Source organism: Bradyrhizobium sp. CAR08, assembly GCF_052871955.1.
This window is the reverse complement of record NZ_JBIXJX010000067.1, coordinates 1-2,483: the sequence shown is the minus strand read 5'-3', so window position 1 is coordinate 2,483 and position 2,483 is coordinate 1. Positions and strand designations below refer to the sequence as shown.

The window sequence follows — 2,483 nt, the reverse complement described above, 5'->3', positions numbered from 1 at the left end:
GTAAGCGTCGTTGTCAGGCCACGGCTTTGAGGGCTTGAGCGCGGTAGGCCCAGGGCAGTAGCAGGTCGATGTCGCGGTTTGGATGTCCGTTGACGATCCTGGTCAGGACGTCGGTGAGGTAGGCGAGCGGATCGACGTCGTTGATCTTGCAGGTCTCGACCAAGGAAGCGATGACCGCCCAATGCTCGGCGCCGCCGTCGGATCCTGCAAATAGTGCATTCTTGCGGCAAAGTTTGATACCGCGGATTGATCGCTCGATGGTATTGTTATCGAGTTCGATCCGGCCATCGTCAATGAAGCGCGTCAGTCCTTGCCAGCGCGAGAGAGCATAGCGGATGGCCTCGGCGAGCTTGATCTTCTGGCTGATGAGAGCCAGCTTGGCGCGCAGCCATACCTCAAAGGCATCGGCCAGTGGTCGGCTCTTCTGCTGCCGCACGAGGCGACGCTCCTCCGCGCTGCGGCCGCGAATCTCCTTCTCGATCGCATAGAATGCGGCGATGTGGTTGAGCGCCTCGCTTGCGATTGGAGCGGGGCCGGCTGTCGCGAGTTCGTAGAAGTTGCGCCGCATGTGCACCCAGCAGAAGGCGAGCTCGACTCCGCCGCGTTCGGCAAGCTTTGGATAGGCGTTGTAGCCATCGACCTGCAGGACGCCCTTGAAGCCGGCGAGATGGCTGAACAGCCGCTCGGCTTTGCGGTCGGGTGCATAGACATAGGCAATGCCGGGCGGATCGAGGCCGCCCCAGGGCCTGTCGTCGGCTGCATAGGCCCAGAGCTGGCCGGTCTTGGTGCGCCCTCGACCCGGATCGAGCACCGGCACCGTCGTCTCGTCGGCGAACAGCTTGGATCTCGCGCGAAGCAGAGCGAGAAGGCGCTCATGCAGCGGGCGCAGATGGAAGGCGGCATGCCCAACCCAGTCCGCCAGCGTCGATCGATCGAGAGCGATGCCTTGGCGGGCATAGATCTGGGCCTGCCGGTAGAGCGGCAGATGATCGGCATATTTGGACACCAGAACCTGGGCGACGGTTGCCTCCGTCGGCAGGCCGCCCTCGATCAGCCGGGCCGGAGCCTCGGCCTGCGTGACGCCATCTTCGCAGGCTCGGCAGGCGTATTTAGGACGCCGGGTGACGACAACGCGGAACTGCGCCGGCACCATGTCCAGCCGCTCACTCCTGTCTTCACCGATCCGATGCAGTTCGCCCTGGCAGCAGGGGCAGGTCTTGTCTTCGAGGTCGACGACGACCTCGATCCGCGGCAGGTGGGCCGGCAGTGCTCCGCGATTGACGCGGCGCTTGCGTGCGCGCTCCGCCCGGCCTTCCGGGGCTGTCTCGTCCCGACCAGCCTCGGCAAAGGCTGCGACCTGTTGGACGTCATCGAGGCCCAGCAGCATCTGCTCCTCGGGAAGCGACTCTGCCTTCCGGCCAAAGCGGTGGCGTTGCAGCTCCTTGATAATCTGACGCAGCCGCTCGCTCTCGTGAAGCGCTGCCAGCAGCATCGCCTTGAGCGTCTCGGGATCATCAGGAAGGTTATCGCTCACAGGTAAATCAGAGCATATTCGCGCCCGCTTGACGACGTGCTCGATGCCCCTGATTCACTTCGCCGCAGCACGGCTCACAATTATCCGACTTGCGTCGGCACGACCGTCTCCCGTGCCGCGTGGACACGCCGCCAATCGAGCCCTTCGAGCAGCGCCGACAATTCCGCCGCCGACAAACGCATCACGCCATCCTCGATCTTCGGCCAGCGGAAGACGCCGTCTTCGAGCCGCTTGGCGAACAGGCACAAACCCGTACCATCCCAGAAGATCAGCTTGATCCGGTCGGCGCGCTTGGCACGGAACACATAAACAGCACCCGAGAACGGGTCAGCCTGCATGTGCTCGCGTACCAATAGGGCAAGCCCCTCCATTCCCTTGCGGAAGTCGACCGGCTTGGTTGCCACCATCACCCGGACAGTTCCGGACGGGCCGATCACCGGCTTGCCTTCAGCGCATGGACGATGGCCGCAATCATCGCCACATCCGCGCCTCGGCCGACCCGGATAGTGACGCCCTCGGCTTCGATCTCGATGCCCCCGATATCCGGCTTGGCCTTGCGTCGCGCTGTCTTGCGCTCATGGCCAACAGCCCCGGCCGGTACCAAGGCGTCTACCACCGCCGGTACAAACGGTGGATCGTCAGCCATCGGCGTCGGCAACCGGCGTGCTTGCCGGCGCCAGGTGAACACTTGTTGTGGGGTCAGCCCGTGTCGCCGGGCAATCTCGGAAACGACGGCGCCCGAGACCAGCGTCTCCTCGACGATCCGGGCCTTGTCGTCCTTGGAGAACCAACGACGGCGTCCCGTCTCCGTGATCACTTCCAGCCGGCGCGCCGTCACGTCCGATTTAAGCGTATGGTCAAGCATAGACACAAGCCGATCCCTTCAAAGAGATCGTGAAACTCGCCTATCCCATGTGCCGCGAGAAGGTGGGAGCGGAACGACGCTTAC

3 protein-coding genes are annotated in these 2,483 nt (G+C 63.8%); all 3 read right to left on the bottom strand.

All coding sequences use genetic code 11. The features are described 5' to 3' along the window. Window positions 1–13: 13 nt before the first annotated feature. Complete coding sequence (tnpC, locus tag ACIPUD_RS39675; protein ID WP_446482977.1) at window positions 14–1,492, bottom strand: IS66 family transposase; 1,479 nt, start codon at window positions 1,490–1,492, stop codon at window positions 14–16. A gap of 122 nt (window positions 1,493–1,614) precedes the next feature. Beyond that, complete coding sequence (gene tnpB / locus ACIPUD_RS39670; RefSeq protein WP_446482976.1) at window positions 1,615–1,971, bottom strand: IS66 family insertion sequence element accessory protein TnpB; 357 nt, start codon at window positions 1,969–1,971, stop codon at window positions 1,615–1,617. After that, the gene (tnpA, locus tag ACIPUD_RS39665; protein ID WP_446482975.1) at window positions 1,968–2,399 is read right to left on the bottom strand and encodes an IS66-like element accessory protein TnpA; all 432 of its coding nucleotides are present in this window, start codon (window positions 2,397–2,399) and stop codon (window positions 1,968–1,970) included. Before tnpA ends, tnpB begins: the two co-directional genes overlap by 4 nt. Between the last annotated feature and the right edge of the window lie 84 nt (window positions 2,400–2,483).